Here is a 14,746-nt window from a genome sequence, read left to right as displayed (position 1 = left end):
TTGTAGCCCCCATGTTGTCGATGACACCCCAGTTTAGCTTATTCTACATTCAAATTTGAATCCTTTTTTGTTAGTTTCAGGTAGATCATATAAAGTATTCCAACGGCCATCCAGACGAAGCCGAGTTTCTTTGAGGTTGGGTCGAGGTTGAACCATACGTATCCGATGATCAGGAACCCAATCAGCGGGAACACGAGGTGATTTAGGTAATCTTTGCTCTTCTGCTTCCGCACGAAGTAGTTAATAACGGATAGATGCAGGAATAAGAAGGCAGTCAACGCGCCGAAGTTAACAAGTGACGCCAGGCTATCAATCTGCGAAGCAAATCCAATTGTGACAACAAGCGAAATCGCTGCAACGATTAAGGTACTAACATACGGCGTTTTGTACTTGGCATGAACCTTAGCAAGAATCTTCGGCAGCTTGCGGTCGCGCGCCATACTGTATAATATCCGTGAAATGGCCGCCTGGGCCACAAGTGCATCGGCAATCCCCCATGCAAGTGCTGTTGCCAAAATCGTCGTCCATTTTAACCATGAGCCGCCGGCAATTTCAGCAATTTGATAAAAAGCAACGTCGGCGTTTTCAAACGAGGTGTAATCCGGCCAGATTAACGCCGCCACCCATGTCTGGATGATAAATAAGACACCCACCACTAACAGGGAGAAAATAATCGCACGGCCCACCACTTTCTTGCCGCCCTTTGTTTCCTCGGACAATGTTGAAATAGCATCAAACCCCAGAAAGCTTAACACGGCAATGGAAACGGCCCCCATGACCATGCTCATGCTGAAGTTTTGCTTATCAAAAATCGGCTTAAAATTGAATTCCGCGCCGTTGACTCCTTTGGAGATCGCAATAATGGCGGCCCCAACAAAAACGACTAACACAATCAATTCAAGCACGACGATGATTTTATTCGCTTTGGCGGTAATTTCAATCCCGAACACGTTAATAACCGTGTTAATGCCGATAAAAATAACCAGCCAGATCCACATTGGAATTTCTGGGGCAATGTCACTTAAAGCGGCAGCACTGACTAAATACAATAAGGCCGGTACTAAAATATAATCGAGTAAAATCACCCATCCAGCAAAAAAGCCGACATGTTCATTGATTCCCCGCTGGGCATAGGAATAGACAGACCCCGCGATTGGAAACGCCTCAGACATCCTTGCATAGCTTAAAGCGGAAAAGACCATTCCGACCATCCCAATTAAATAGGCAAGGGCGACCATCCCGTTCGAGCCTTGCGCGACATACCCATAAATACCAAATGGGGCAATCGGGACCATGAAGACAAGCCCATAAATCAATAAATCCCAGAATGTCAACGACCGTTTTAATTCCTGTTTATAGCCGAATTGTTCCACATTCGTATGACCGTCCGATGATTTCGGAGGTTGATGCGAATTCGTTGGTACTCCTGATTCCATCTCTCTTCCCCCTCCTTATTCGAACAGCTTAACATCGTAAGCATCCAAAATAGCTTTTGGCACGAAAAATCTTGCCGTTAACAGCGGATCGACAATTTGTGAAACCTGAACATGTCCAGCTGCACTGAACAGCATTGTTAATTCCGGCAGTGTCAAATCAGTATGCGGCAGTAAGGTGTCAACGAAAATCTCAACAGCTGCCTTTGCTGCTTCATCGAGTGTAGGCTTCGAAACAAGCACCGCTGCACCTTCCTCGTTTTCAAGAAACGGGAACGGAATCGACTTGCCTTTGATTACCTCCAAAGTGACGCTGACTTTCCCGGGAATCTCGACGCCGGATACCCCAATCTCCCCGTCTCCCATTGCCGCATGCAGATCGCCAAGGCCAAACAAGGCCCCTTCCTGGAATACTGGAAAATAGAGTGTCGCTCCCGTTGTAATCAATGTTGTATCCATATTCCCGCCATGCGCACCCGGTGTCCCACATGAAACCGGATCCCCTTCTGGTGCTACCCCAATCACGCCAATCATTGGATTTAAGGGCAGCTGCAGACGCTCATTAAATACAGCTTTCCCATCGACAATCGGCACCATTTTCACTTCGAACGCATCAATCCGATGCCCCATTACCCCGAGCCCCGGTCCGGTAGCAAGAACGCCAACATCCCCGAGTTCCATCTCGTCAATTTTTACTTTTAAAATATCCCCTGGCTCCGCTCCTTCGACAAAAATAGAGCCGGTTGCCGGGTTAATTTGATTCCAATCGATGGCGTTAAACGCGGTCTCAGCGGATTGGATTTGATTTTGAAAGCAATCATACGTTTCAAGCACAACCTGTGAACCAGACGGCACGCGCAATCCCACTTTGTTTTCTTTACTAAACGCATAAAAATACTGTTCTTTTGCAAGTGTCTGTACCATAAAGCCCGCCTCCTTTTTTCTTCATTATATAGGAGGGCGTGGTGCCTGTTTTGCACTTTCTTGTTGAGATTTTGCATTATTTTTACATTGTTCTGATTTTTCTAACTAATAAAAGAGATAGGATAATAGCCGAAACCCCTAGATTCACGCTAACTCCACTAAGAACGCCGATTGTAAAAGAAACCCAGAGCCCCAACACCGTTGACGTAATGATCGTGATGGAAAGCTCCCAGCCCCAGCGGACAGGATAGCCGAGCAAAAGCCACAGTGGCAGGGATAACGAGATATATAAATGGATATAAAAAATAAACACAGCTTTCATGTCCAAAACAGACGTCAGATAACAGGCCAAAAAAGATAAAATTAGGCTTACACCATACCCCTTTTGGATTTTCTTGCTCCCTTTAAATATCGCCAGCAGCAAACTGATTAGATTATGGAGTGAAACGCCTTGGCTTAATGCAAAACAGGACAGAGTGCTGACAATGAGGATGTACAAAAGCGGACTCGAAAAAGCATGCTCCATCAGGGGAAACAGCCCGGCTAAACCAAGTTCTCCACCGCGGGACATTAAGAAAACAGCAATGACGGAAACGGCAGCCGGCATGCTGCTCCAGCAAATCGCCGTCAGACCAATCGTTGTTTTTAACCGCGTTTGCTTGATCCTTAATAAATCGCCCGACAGCAGATAATAAACGAGCAGCTGACTGGCTGTGAACACCATGAACAACAGCGAGGCAGCCAGAAGATTCCCTGTATCCCAATCGGCTGCAGGTAGTTTAACGAACCTGTCATGAATAGAAGAAACACCATGGAATAGGATGGTCCCGATTGGCAAAATCGTAATCCCGGTAAAAAAACCAAACAGCAGCCAGCGGCCGATTTTCTGGACACCGCCAGCCCCACCCATTCCTGAATACACAAAAACAAAAAAGAACAAGAACGACAATGTCCAAACTGGATCAATCCCAAAGACGGCTTTCATAAACGAATGGGCGAGGACCCCGCTGAGGATTAACCCTTCACTGCCGGCAGCGAATAAAATCAGGTACATCGCAGTCCTCCCCCTGCCGGGAATTCTCGCTTTTAAAAAGGATGCTAGATTTTCAAATGCGGTAAATCTATCGTTCAACCGGTCAATTTTCCCGCTGAACCAGAGAAGGACGACCGTGCCGGCAATGGAAAGAACGAGTCCCGCTGCATAGCCGTAAGCAACGGTTAAATAAATGGGAATAAACACAAACGTGCCGGTCAGAAGCCGAAACAGCATCGATGCGGTTCCTAGCGACACCTTATTTTTTCCGGGGAGCTGTAAATATTCAGACGCATTCTTGTGCCCGGCAAATTCACCCATATGAAAAATCAACAGGACGATGGCAAGGAACAGGATCACATACCAGTCAATCATGGGCCATTCTCCTTGCACTTACTATTCGGATTAAAAACGATCTCAGCCCGTTCATTTTTTATTTTTCTCCTTGTACCTGCTCGGTGTCATGCCTTCGATTTTTTTAAAAATATTGCTAAAATGATGCTGGCTCGAAAATCCAGCACCCTCTGCAATCCTGCTCATGCTCCACCCCGCTTGTCCGGTAATTAGTTTTTTTGCCTGATGAATCCTGTAGGTCAAAAGATATTCTTGAAAGGTTGCGCCAATTTCTTCTGAGAATAAATGGCTTAAATAGGAGGCGCTCACCGGAATTTCATCGGCAATCTCCTGGAGGCTGAGTTTTTCCGAGAATCGGCTCTCAATCTGCTTAATCACATAGTGAATATGGGCAGACTTCGCCACCACATGTTTATTTTCTTGGAGGTATTTTTCAATCACGGTAAACAGCTCTTGCTCAATGACAGGCTTCACCAAATAATCGAGCACTTCTGCCTGAATTGCCCGTTTGGCATAGGAAAAATCCTGATGCGCGGAAACAATCACAATTTCGATTCCCCCTTGCTTCTCCTTAAGACGCTCGGATAACTTCAAGCCATCCTCACCGGGCAGCCGAATATCGATAAACGCAAGCTGGATGCTTTCTTCCTCCGTAACCTTCCATGCTGACACCCCGTCCTCTGCTGCAAAGATATTCCACAGGGGGTATTTGCCAAGAATCAGATAACGGAGCTGTTCTATTTCCAAATATTCATCATCAACAATCAGGATGTTCATTTAATCATCTCCAGGTATGTATGGCCAATAGGCATGGGCAAGTGTCCGCCCACCCTTTGTTTCTGACAATCTAATCGCAGACGGCAGGTCAAACAGAAGCTGGAAGCGTTTTTCGATATTGTGAAGCCCTGTCCCCTTCCAATACGCCGGCTCAAGGATGCGGTCCGGACCGTTGTCGAACACTTTCAAAGACACCCAGTTCCCTTCGCGCTCGAAGGCAATCTTCAACAGCTTGTCGCCCGCCTTTTTTTCAAGCCCATGCTTAAAGGCATTTTCAACAAATGTTTGCAGCGTGTAAGGAGGAATCTTACATGCTAGTAAGTTGGTGTCGATTTCATAGGTAACTAGTAACCTCTGCCCAAATCGCAGCTGCTGGACAGCCAAGTAATTTTTCGTATGTTCTAACTCTGTTGAAAAAGGAACTAGCACCTCATGGTCCTGATACCGGTAGCGCAGGAACAATGAAAACTGCTCAAGCCCTTTGGTCATATCGCGATGGCGGCCAATTCGGCTCAACGATAAAAACGCATTCAGTGCATTAAATAAAAAGTGGGGCTGGATTCGCTCGGCCAGCTGCCGGTATTCACTTTCCTGGAGCTCCTTCTCAAGCCGAACTTTAATATTCTCAAGCTCGAGCACATCCAATTCCTGATCGAGCCAGCCTAACATCATCAACACAACGAAGCCGACAATCGGCAGCAGCACACCGAGGAACATCACAAGCACAAACATTCACAACACCACGCACAAATATTATTTATCTGAATATTATTTTAAATTAAAAAATAGTAAAGGTCACCCTGTTTCAGCTTTTAAGAACAAAAAAAGAACCAAAGCCATTTAGCCTTGATTCCGAACTGCTCCCGCTCTCTCCTCAATCCCAACAATTGAAGCCATCATTGCTTCAAAGGAGATGGGTTTGCTTATAAAATATCCTTGAATAATATCGCAGCCCAGTTGATCCCATTCCACAAACTGAGTCTGGTCTTCGATTCCTTCAATAATTACCTGTAAACCCAGGTTATGGGCCATATTTATGATCGGCAATACGACGCCTTTGTGTTTCTTATTTTTCCATAAACTAAAAACAAAATCGCGGTCGAGCTTAATATAGTCGATCGGGAGCTTAATAAAGTCGGAAAATGAGAAATAACCATTTCCGAAATCATCTAAGGCAATCGTAAAACCAGCCTCTTTCAAGACATTTAATTTGTCATTGACCGTTTTCACTGAATAAATCTCAATATTTTCGGTAATTTCCAACGTGATTTGCTTGGCTGAAACCGAGTATAAGTTAAGGATTTCTGCAACGTCTTGTAAAAAGGAATCCAGTAAAAGCTGGTTAACGGACAAATTGATGGAATACTTCATAATCCTGTTTTTCTCGCTGGCAATATGCCTGCAAACCTCTTCGAATACCCAGAAAAACAGTTGATTTGACATCCCGGCTTCCTCAGCGTAGCTGATAAATTCAGTAGGAGAAACTTCGCCCAAACTTGGATGATTCCAACGGATTAAGGCCTCTGCGCCATCAATTGTCTTTTTCTCCAAGCTATACTGCGGCTGGAATTGGACATGCAGCTGGCCCCTTTTTAAAGCATACGGGAAGTCATTTTCAATTAACACCTTTCGGCTGGCCATTTGATCTAACTCTCCTATATAAAGTGAAAATTGATTTTCACCGCGCGCTTCCGCCACATACATTTGTGCTTTGGCAATCACCTGCAGTTCTTCCGGCTCTTCAGCGCCATAAGGAAACATGCAAATTCCAATATTACTGCTGATGGAAAAATGGCGAAAATCCATCGTATACGTATCAGATATAGAGCTAATAATCCGCTCGCAAATCAGCTTGCAATCATGCTCCGTTATATCCACTATTAAAAAAGCAAAATCTGTTCTATTTATTTTTATCACAGTATCAATATTTCTAATAGATCGTTTTAACCTTGCTAGAATGTTATTAGCAAGTACGATTTCAATTTCTTCATCATTAGTCTGTGATAGTTCTGGTGGAAAATGCAATCGCAGGTAACAAACAGCCGTCGACATCTTATACCTTTTACTAAAAGCCAAAGTTAAATTAAGGCGGTCATTCAGCAATTCGACCTTTGGCAATTCCGGTTCATTATCCATTCTACCCATCAAAGAACCACTCCATCCAAATTAACAAACTCTTCCGATAATTAAAGTGTAACGCAATACATAAAAATCAGCAAATTCCAAAAGGGCTGCATGGTGTGGTGCGTCTGTGAGTGGGTGGTGTCAGTGAGTACGGGGTGTCAGGCACCATTTCCCTTAAATTGGAAAATGGTGCCTGACACCTAATTCCTTAAAAAGGTAATTGGTGCCTGACACCATACTAGTCACATCACCTAAGCAATTTCTTCACCGGTTTTGAAGGTTTTGCTGAGCCAGTTTTTCCCTTCGACAAGCCGGGTTACGAGCATGGCGCAGACGGTGTTTCCGGTTGAGTTTAGGAGTGTTGCAGGTGCGTCAATGATGGTGCTGATGACAGCAATGATTGGAAGTGTTTCCGGCGGAAAGCCGTAGACGCTGATAATCAGCATCTCGCCAATCATCCCGCCCCCAGGAATCGCGCCCATAACCGCGCCAACTAAAAAGGCGACAGCCAGCACACTTAATATACTAGAGATACTTGTTAAATCCTTGCCAAATAGCGCAAACAGGAACACGATTTTCAGCACACCGCCAAACACAGAACCATCTTTATGCGTATTCGCACCAAGCGGGATAATTGTTTCGGCGATATCCTTTGGCACACCCATCCTTCTAACTGTGGCTAGGTTCACAGGAATACAGGCAGCACTGGAACAAGTTGCAAGCGCCGTGACAGAAGGAGTGATTGCGTTTTTCCAAAAGATCTTGACCCCAACCTTGCCGCCGGCGATGAAGGCATACAGGGTGAAGAAAACAAAATAATAAATCACGGTTAGAATCAAATACAAAACAAATGAACGGGCATACCCCTCTAAAATTTGCGGCCCGAGCTCACCGATGACCGCGGCAAAATAACAGCCAAGCCCAATCGGAGCGTAATACATGACGACGCTGACCATCTTCATGATGACAGCAGCCGCCGCTGATAAAAAGTCCGCGACCGGTTTCGCCTTTTCCCCAACCGCAGCAGTGGAAAGTCCAAACAGAAGCGCGAAGACAATCAGCTGGAGCATATTGCTTCTTGATAATAATAAATGAAAATCTGAAACCGTGAACGTAGCGACCAGATGGTCAAGAAACGATAATTTCTCTGCATCCGTCCCGGCTGCAGAATGGTTCATCACCTCTTTAAGCGAGGCGATATCGGTATTTTCAAGGGGATGTATAATGGAGGCACCGGCAACCCCGAGAATTGCCGCGACAAAAGCTGTCACCAGGAAAACCACCAGGATGCTGCCCATTATTTTCCCAAGCCGTTTCATGCCGTTCATGTTGGCTATCGCCGAGGCAATGCTGAAAAATACCAACGGAACGATGATCATGAACATTAAGTTCAGAAATAGGTCTCCAAACGGCTTAACAACCGCTGTTTTGGGTCCAAAAATCAAGCCTGCTACACCGCCGATTACGATGGCAGAAAGCAGGATAAGGGTAAAGCGATAATTTTTAAAAAATAATTTCATTGGGTCCAACTGCCTTTCAATTTATAAAAATATATTATTCCATTAAAAATCATACTCAAGTTTGCGCATCAGGTAAATGACTTTATTATTTGCAAAATAGTCAAAATAATAAATCTCCCAGTCACTTCATGCTAGCAGCTGCATTTAATGGTGCCTGACACCATCTGGTTTTTTTCCACGCAAGATGATTAACAATTGCAAAGTGAAAAATCCCTCTTGCTCTATGCAAGAGGGATTTTAGGAAAATATTAATATTGTTGCTGCTGGTGCCATTTCCAGGCGTCGGCGATGATTTGTTCTAAGTTTCTTTCTGCTTTCCAGCCAAGTTCTGATAGGATTTTCGCTGATGAGGCAACGAGTCTTGCCGGATCCCCAGCGCGGCGGTCGGCTATTTCAACATTCGCCTTCACACCGGTGACTTTTTCGCATGTTTCGATAACTTCCTTTACAGAATAGCCAAGTCCATTGCCGAGATTGTAGACCGCAGCCGATTTCTTCCCGGCTAACAGCGCTTCAAGGGCAAGAATATGGGCGGCCGCTAAATCAGTTACATGAATATAATCACGAATACACGTGCCGTCCGCCGTATCATAATCAGCGCCAAACACGGACACCTTTTCCCGCTGACCTAACAGCTGCTGCAGGACAATTGGGATTAAATGTGTTTCCGGGTCATGACTTTCGCCAACCGCCGCTGATTGATGGGCGCCGGCTGCATTGAAGTAACGCAGTACAACATAATGCAAATCATAGGATCTTGAAAAATCAGCAAGCATCTGCTCAACCATCAATTTTGAGTGGCCATACGGATTAATCGGTGTTGTTGCACTTGTTTCGTCGATAACCTCTACATTGGGAATTCCATAGGTAGCAGCGGTGGAAGAGAAAATAAAGTTCTTCACCTTAAATTTCAACATGACTTTTAACAGTGTTAAAGTTGAAGCTACATTATTTTGGTAATATTTCAAAGGGTCTACAACAGACTCCCCGACCAAGCTGCAAGCAGCAAAGTGCATAACGGCCTTAATAGGATAACTTCTAAAGACCATGTGCAAATCTTCCTCATTACCGAGGTCACCCTTAACAAAGATAGCCCGGCTGTCAACGGCCGCACGGTGCCCGGTCGACAGGTTATCGAGCACAACGACCTCTTCTTTTTCAACTAATTCCTTTACAAGATGGCTGCCAATGTAGCCAGCTCCGCCAACAACGAGAATCATATCCATTTCCCCTTAGCTAGAAATTTCATTTACTTTTACTATTATAGCATTTTTGAAAAAAGACAGTTTACTAACATGCCTTGCTAAAAATTTCCCCATTTTCCAAGCACAAAAATTTGCCTAGTCATCCGAAACATATAACGAAGTGGTTCTAGACCAATTTTAATGAGGTGATAAAGTGGTTCAACAATTGCTCATCTATTGGCACAAATGGCGCTTTTATTACTTTCACAGACTTTCTCATGACTGTTTAGATTTTCATTTAAAACAACAAATAATGAAAAAAGCAAAATACCATCAAGAAAAACTATTACGGTGCTATGAAATATAGCAGCTTATTTGTTCCATCTTCATAATACATTACAGTAGATATTCACGAAAAAAACTCCGATTTGCTATCGGAGTTTTTTTCGTGAATATCGGCAGCAAGCTTATGTCGAAAGTATTTCGTTACTTATGACAAAAAACCCCATCTTTTCCAACGTCCAATTGATATCATTAACAAAACAAGGCTAATACCGCGAACGGCGACTTTCCGTTTGCAAAAAGCGTGCCGGTCAGCCTTATAAATATCCATCATTTGGACCGTACTGATATTACTTTCATTAGGAGTGAATGGGATGAAAGAGCAGGAGAATTTTTTCACGGGGTTATTATGGGGGACAACTCTCAGTATTCCATTATGGATTGCGTTTTTCGGCTGGATTAAAATCATCCTTCATCTTTTTTGAAAAAGAAGGCCGCCTCTAAAGAAGATTCACCCCCTGTTCCGAAACATGGTGCCAGACACCCATCATTGGTTGTAATCCCACATGATCCGCCATTCGTCCTTTTCCTTCACGACAAAAACTTCCTGTTTCAAGTCAAAGTGGCCATACTTTCCTTTGTAGGTTTGCGTAACAAGAATCTTATAGACATTCTCCAGTGCCGGTCCTGTTTTGGACATTCTCCACTTCTCTAATTTTTCCGGCTTACCGGCTGTATAAGCAAAGGTTTCTACCCCGAAATGAGACATAAACACGTGGGCACGGTCCTGGATGTACCCGCCTTTCGGGAACTTTTCCTTCATCGCGGAATGAAATAACGCCCACGATTTCGCAAAATCCCCCTGCTGTTCATAGCGATAAAACTCATCAACAACCGACCCTGCCTGTTTATCGGGAGAATCCCGGACAAACTGAAAGACTATAAAAATGCCAGCAGCCAATAGAATTCCAATGATAAATCCTTTGAATGGAACAGACCTTTTTGACATTGTAATCTCCTTTATTTTCAAAAACTCGGCTCGTATAACTTCAAAAGTTCATATATCTACAAAAGCTTGTATATAAAAAAATATGCACCGCCATGTCCAAATAGTATTTTTTAATCCGATTTTAATTGAGTTTTCATAGCCCTCTCGATAAAATCAAACAATAAGATTTGTTGATTTTATGAGGAGGCAACTAGAAATGAAACTGAGTAGTGAAGAGCTCGAGATTTTAAAAATAATCGAAGAAAACCATAAGGCATCGGCAGAAACGATTGCCCTAATGGCGTTGACAAGCGAGGAAACGGTCAAAAACACGATCAAAAAGTTAGAAGACGAGAAAATTATCATGAGTTACCCGACCTTAATCGATTGGACCAAAGTGGACGGGCAGGAAAGCATCATTGCCATGATTGATGTGAAGGTAACCCCGAAGCGGGGCGTGGGCTTTGATGATGTCGCCGAGAGAATCTACCGTTTTCCGGAAGTCTCCTCCTTGTATCTCATGTCTGGCGCTTACGATTTATCGATCACCATCGAAGGAAAAACGATGAACCAAATCGCCGCTTTCGTATCAGAGAAATTATCAACAATTGAAAATGTCGTTTCGACAACCACTCATTTCATGTTAAAAAAATACAAACATGACGGCGTCATCTTTGACAGCGGGGCTGACGATAAAGACCGGCGGATGGTGGTTACACCATGAAAAACGACGTTACCCACTATATTTCACAAATAGCTAAGGAACTGGAGCCATCCGGCATAAGGAAATTTTTCGACCTCGCTGCCGGGATGAAAGACGTGATTTCTTTAGGTGTTGGCGAACCGGACTTCATCACCCCATGGAATATTCGCGAAGCCGCCATTTTATCGCTGGAGGAAGGCCATACCTCCTATACGGCAAATGCCGGCTTGCTTGAATTGAGAGAGGAAATCTCAGCCTACCTGGGGACAAGATTTGGCGTTGCCTACAATCCTAAAAATCAAATCATTGTCACGGTTGGTGCAAGCCAGGCGCTAGATTTAGCCTTTCGCACGATTTTAAACCAAGGCGATGAGGTGCTGATTGTCGAACCGGCGTTTGTTTCCTATGCGCCACTCGTTTCATTAGCTGGCGGAAAACCGATTGCCGTTTCTACCTCAGCGGCAAACGGTTTTAAAGTGACTCCGGAGCAAATAGAACAGGCGATTAGCGAAAAAACGAAGGCACTGTTACTCTGTTTCCCTAACAATCCAACCGGCACTTCGTTAAACAAAGCAGAACTGATGGAGATTGCCAAAATCATTGAAAAGCACGATTTACTAGTAGTGTCCGACGAAATTTACGCGGAACTGACCTATGATGAAACCTTTACAAGCTTCGCCGCCATCCCGGGCATGTATGAAAGAACGATTTTAATAAACGGCTTTTCTAAAGGCTTTGCGATGACGGGCTGGCGCTTAGGAATGCTTGCTGCTCCTAAGGAATTCGTCGAAGCGATGTTGAAAATTTTTCAATACACGACGTTGTGTGCTCCGACGATGCTGCAATACGGGGCGATTGAAGCACTTCGCAACACCTATCATGAAGTCGAATCGATGCAGCGAAGCTACCGAAGACGGCGAAATTATGTGGTCCAAACGCTGAACAACATCGGCTTGGACTGCCATACCCCTGGCGGCGCCTTCTATGTGTTCCCATCGATTCGGGCAACCGGGCTCACTTCCGAACAATTTGCTGAAGAACTGCTCATGCAGGAAAAAGTTGCGGTCGTTCCCGGCAACGTGTTTGGTGAATGCGGTGAAGGCTATATTCGCTGTTCTTATGCCACCTCAATGCCGCAGCTCCAGGAAGCACTAAAACGGATGCAGCGGTTTCTTGAAACGAAAGGCATTAGAACTGGCGAAAAAATTGAACAAAACTCTTAGATCAGTAACCCTTATTGGCTACCGAGTTCGACGGTATCTCTTGGTTTCGGTCGCTTATAACCCTTATTGGCTACCGAACTCGACGGCATCTCTTGGCTTCGGTCGCTTATAACCCTTATTGGCTACCGAGCTCAGCGGTATCTCTTGGTTTCGGTCGCTTATATCCCTTATTGGCTACCGAACTCGACGGTATCTCTTGGCTTCGGTCGCTTACTGCTTTCCGCTTGAAGGAATATTCGGTCGACAAGACCACTGCTCGTACATTCAAGAATAGTTGCAACAGCCCCTCGTTTTGGGGCTGTTTTTTTTATAGTGCCTGACACTCTTGAGACAAGAAACGTCATTTCTCGGGAAATACCGGCAAATACTTTTTGCTTTTTCCGAATGGAGTCGGTTTTTATCGAGAAAAATTGATTTCCCACCTTCCATGCATGCGATATCATTTTAACTACTACTATTTTTTGGAGGTTTTTGGTATGCCGCTTTTGCATATGAAGGAAATTTTTACTCCTCTAAAACTAATCGGAATAAAAGTGTTTCGCTGTAAAGAGGGGAATACCTATATAAAGATCTGGAACCGGCCGCGAAAACGTCTTTTTTTCTAAAAGGGACTATTAGTTACCTTTGTTATACTTATATTTACTTCACAATGATTCGGCTTTTTTTAGCTTTAACGTGGATCACCAAACGCTAGAAATTAAACTTTATAGGCACTTTTTAGTAACGAATACATATAGTACATTAATGAAAACGCCCAGGTGGTGATTCTAGTGATTATTCATGTCGTTAATAGGGGCGAAACATTGTGGCAGCTTGCAAATCGTTATAAAGTGAATATGAATTCTATTGTTCAGCTCAATGAATTGCCAAACGCCAATCAGTTAGCCGTCGGACAATCGTTAGTCATTCCTAAGCCCGGCACATCTCACGTCATCAAATACGGGGAAACACTTTGGTCAATCGCGCAGCAATATGGGGTGACAATCAATACGATTATCCAGGCAAACCAGTTAACAAACCCGAACCTCTTATATCCCGGTACCTCCATTTTTATTCCGGCCATTACACATGTGGTCCAACCCGGAGAAACCTTAGCGTATATTGCCAGCCGTTACGGCACAACAGTCCAAGCCATCAGCAGTGAAAATCAAATTGCTAACCCGAATCTGATTTCCATCGGCATGCAGTTGGTGATTCCACGGAAAAAGCCACTTATTGAAGTCAACGCCTATACGTATCAATCAGATGATGCAGGGGCTCAAACCGTTAAGGAACTGGGACAATTTTTAACTTATTTCAGCCCATTTGCTTATAAGATTCTGGAAGATGGGTCATTAAGTCCAATTAAAGATCCATTAATGATTGCGGCAGCCAAGGCCAAAAATGCCGTCCCGATGATGTCGTTGACTAACTTTACAGCTACACATGCCGGATCAAATGAAGCTCATGTCATTTTATCAAGTCCAGACATCAGAGAAAAAATCATCACAAATATTGTTCAAGTGATGGATAGCAAAGGGTATAAAGGGATAAATATTGATTTCGAAAATGTGCTGCCAGATGACCGTGAATCATATAATCAGTTCCTCCAGCAAGTGGTTAATGCCTTACACCCTAAAGGATTTTTTGTCTCAACTGCCCTGGCCCCAAAAACGAGTGTGACCCAATCTGGTCTGTTATATGAAGCCCACGATTATGCGGCACATGGGCGAATTGCCGATTTTGTCGTGTTAATGACCTATGAATGGGGATACAGACTTGGACCGCCGCAGGCAATCTCGCCGATTACCGAAATGAGAAAAGTGGTTGAGTATGCCCTTACGGTTATGCCAGCTCAGAAAATATTTTTAGGCTTCCAAATTTATGCAAGGGATTGGCTCCTCCCCCATGTTAAAGGGCAGGAAGCCGAGACGTTTAGCCCGCAGGAAGCGGTAAGACGGGCATTAAAATACGGTGCTGCCATTCAATATGATGCAACAACGCAATCACCGTTTTTCCGCTACGTAGATGAACAAGGCCGCGGTCACGAAGTTTGGTTTGAGGATGCCCGCAGCGCCCAAGCGAAGTTCAACCTGGTCAAACAATATAATCTTCGCGGTGTCAGCTACTGGGTCTTAGGTTATCCTTACCCGCAGAATTGGGCATTGTTGAATGATAATTTTACGATAAAAAAACTTAGTTGAAAAAATCAGGCCGGATTC

The 14,746-nt window shown here is 44.2% G+C and carries 13 protein-coding genes; 3 read left to right on the top strand and 10 right to left on the bottom strand.

All coding sequences use genetic code 11. The features are described from left to right. Positions 1-38: 38 nt before the first annotated feature. The 9 genes from ACFVSW_RS05740 to ACFVSW_RS05700 all read right to left on the bottom strand — a co-directional run bounded on the left by ACFVSW_RS05740 (position 39) and on the right by ACFVSW_RS05700 (position 10,640). Positions 39-1,436 carry an APC family permease gene (locus ACFVSW_RS05740; RefSeq protein ID WP_387313319.1) on the bottom strand — a complete coding sequence of 466 codons (1,398 nt, stop codon included), beginning with the start codon at positions 1,434-1,436 and terminating at the stop codon, positions 39-41. 15 nt (positions 1,437-1,451) lie between these two features. Beyond that, positions 1,452-2,357, bottom strand: coding sequence for an acetamidase/formamidase family protein (locus ACFVSW_RS05735; protein ID WP_387313316.1), 906 nt, complete (start codon positions 2,355-2,357; stop codon positions 1,452-1,454). A gap of 82 nt (positions 2,358-2,439) precedes the next feature. Further along, positions 2,440-3,765, bottom strand: a complete 1,326-nt coding sequence (locus ACFVSW_RS05730; RefSeq protein WP_387313313.1) for a hypothetical protein — start codon at positions 3,763-3,765, stop codon at positions 2,440-2,442. Positions 3,766-3,816: 51 nt separating this feature from the next. Next, positions 3,817-4,521, bottom strand: a complete 705-nt coding sequence (locus ACFVSW_RS05725) for a response regulator transcription factor (protein ID WP_387313310.1) — start codon at positions 4,519-4,521, stop codon at positions 3,817-3,819. Beyond that, complete coding sequence (locus tag ACFVSW_RS05720; RefSeq protein WP_387313308.1) at positions 4,522-5,253, bottom strand: sensor histidine kinase; 732 nt, start codon at positions 5,251-5,253, stop codon at positions 4,522-4,524. A 108-nt stretch (positions 5,254-5,361) separates the two neighbouring features. Then, positions 5,362-6,666 carry a putative bifunctional diguanylate cyclase/phosphodiesterase gene (locus tag ACFVSW_RS05715; protein WP_387313305.1) on the bottom strand — a complete coding sequence of 435 codons (1,305 nt, stop codon included), beginning with the start codon at positions 6,664-6,666 and terminating at the stop codon, positions 5,362-5,364. A 230-nt stretch (positions 6,667-6,896) separates the two neighbouring features. Then, on the bottom strand, positions 6,897-8,165 hold the full coding sequence (locus ACFVSW_RS05710) for a dicarboxylate/amino acid:cation symporter (protein WP_387313302.1): 1,269 nt from the start codon (positions 8,163-8,165) through the stop codon (positions 6,897-6,899). A 248-nt stretch (positions 8,166-8,413) separates the two neighbouring features. After that, positions 8,414-9,385: a UDP-glucose 4-epimerase GalE gene (gene galE, locus ACFVSW_RS05705; protein ID WP_387313299.1), complete on the bottom strand. Its 972-nt coding sequence runs from the start codon at positions 9,383-9,385 to the stop codon at positions 8,414-8,416. Between the two features lie 793 nt (positions 9,386-10,178). Continuing rightward, entirely contained in the window at positions 10,179-10,640 is a 462-nt protein-coding gene (locus ACFVSW_RS05700) for a hypothetical protein (RefSeq protein WP_387313297.1), read from the bottom strand. 196 nt (positions 10,641-10,836) lie between these two features. Between ACFVSW_RS05700 and ACFVSW_RS05695 the strand changes: the two genes are divergently transcribed. Then, positions 10,837-11,343 carry an Lrp/AsnC family transcriptional regulator gene (locus ACFVSW_RS05695; protein WP_387313294.1) on the top strand — a complete coding sequence of 169 codons (507 nt, stop codon included), beginning with the start codon at positions 10,837-10,839 and terminating at the stop codon, positions 11,341-11,343. Further along, positions 11,340-12,545 (top strand): aminotransferase, encoded by a 1,206-nt coding sequence (locus tag ACFVSW_RS05690; protein WP_387313291.1) that lies wholly within the window; start codon positions 11,340-11,342, stop codon positions 12,543-12,545. The genes ACFVSW_RS05695 and ACFVSW_RS05690 overlap by 4 nt, the downstream gene beginning before the upstream one ends. A gap of 167 nt (positions 12,546-12,712) precedes the next feature. Here ACFVSW_RS05690 and ACFVSW_RS05685 read toward each other — a convergent pair whose 3' ends face one another. Then, a complete protein-coding gene (locus ACFVSW_RS05685) occupies positions 12,713-12,988 on the bottom strand; it encodes a hypothetical protein (protein WP_387313289.1) in 276 nt (91 codons plus the stop codon). Between the two features lie 327 nt (positions 12,989-13,315). On the opposite strand from ACFVSW_RS05685, the gene ACFVSW_RS05680 reads away from it, so the two are divergent. Then, positions 13,316-14,728: a glycoside hydrolase family 18 protein gene (locus tag ACFVSW_RS05680; RefSeq protein WP_387313287.1), complete on the top strand. Its 1,413-nt coding sequence runs from the start codon at positions 13,316-13,318 to the stop codon at positions 14,726-14,728. The last annotated feature ends 18 nt before the right edge of the window (positions 14,729-14,746 follow it).

The organism is Neobacillus sp. NPDC058068 (assembly GCF_042885335.1).
In the GTDB taxonomy this organism is placed as follows: domain Bacteria; phylum Bacillota; class Bacilli; order Bacillales; family Cytobacillaceae; genus Neobacillus.
The sequence above is the reverse complement of the archived record's forward strand: the minus strand, read 5'-3'. Positions and strand labels throughout refer to the sequence as shown.

Bases quoted from the DNA above. Each gene is read 5' to 3' on its own strand.
- ACFVSW_RS05730 (WP_387313313.1), bottom strand. From the start codon at position 3,765: ATGATTGACTGGTATGTGATCCTGTTCCTTGCCATCGTCCTGTTGATT.
- ACFVSW_RS05685 (WP_387313289.1), bottom strand. From the start codon at position 12,988: ATGATATCGCATGCATGGAAGGTGGGAAATCAATTTTTCTCGATAAAA.
- ACFVSW_RS05700 (WP_387313297.1), bottom strand. From the start codon at position 10,640: ATGTCAAAAAGGTCTGTTCCATTCAAAGGATTTATCATTGGAATTCTA.
- ACFVSW_RS05735 (WP_387313316.1), bottom strand. From the start codon at position 2,357: ATGGTACAGACACTTGCAAAAGAACAGTATTTTTATGCGTTTAGTAAA.
- ACFVSW_RS05725 (WP_387313310.1), bottom strand. From the start codon at position 4,521: ATGAACATCCTGATTGTTGATGATGAATATTTGGAAATAGAACAGCTC.
- ACFVSW_RS05720 (WP_387313308.1), bottom strand. From the start codon at position 5,253: ATGTTTGTGCTTGTGATGTTCCTCGGTGTGCTGCTGCCGATTGTCGGC.
- ACFVSW_RS05740 (WP_387313319.1), bottom strand. From the start codon at position 1,436: ATGGAATCAGGAGTACCAACGAATTCGCATCAACCTCCGAAATCATCG.
- ACFVSW_RS05710 (WP_387313302.1), bottom strand. From the start codon at position 8,165: ATGAAATTATTTTTTAAAAATTATCGCTTTACCCTTATCCTGCTTTCT.
- galE (WP_387313299.1), bottom strand. From the start codon at position 9,385: ATGATTCTCGTTGTTGGCGGAGCTGGCTACATTGGCAGCCATCTTGTA.
- ACFVSW_RS05695 (WP_387313294.1), top strand. From the start codon at position 10,837: ATGAAACTGAGTAGTGAAGAGCTCGAGATTTTAAAAATAATCGAAGAA.
- ACFVSW_RS05715 (WP_387313305.1), bottom strand. From the start codon at position 6,666: ATGGGTAGAATGGATAATGAACCGGAATTGCCAAAGGTCGAATTGCTG.
- ACFVSW_RS05690 (WP_387313291.1), top strand. From the start codon at position 11,340: ATGAAAAACGACGTTACCCACTATATTTCACAAATAGCTAAGGAACTG.